Annotated in this window: 1 pseudogene; it reads right to left on the minus strand. The window is 64.9% G+C overall.

The window, feature by feature from the left end:
* Window positions 1-120 (minus strand): annotated as a pseudogene (locus E2C05_RS35065) (IS6 family transposase); the annotation flags it as partial.
* Window positions 121-239 lie beyond the last annotated feature (119 nt).

Below are 239 nucleotides of genomic sequence, written 5' to 3' on the forward strand. Positions count from 1 at the left end.
CGCGAAGTCGGCCCCGAACCGCAAGCACCACTGCCGGATGCTCTCGTGTGTCACCGTGATCCCCCGCTCGGCCAGGATCAGCTCAACGTCTCGCAGGCTTAGGCTGAAGACATGGTAGAGCTGTCAGTGGCCGTTGAATCCTCCCCTGATGTGGGCCGCGAAACTTCCCCACTTCGTTGCGTGACCGGCACCTGCCGGGGCTAGCCCCGGCAGGTGCCGGTCACGCTATCGCCGAGACT

Origin of the sequence: Paracraurococcus ruber (assembly GCF_004353985.1) — a bacterium.
GTDB lineage: Bacteria > Pseudomonadota > Alphaproteobacteria > Acetobacterales > Acetobacteraceae > Paracraurococcus > Paracraurococcus ruber.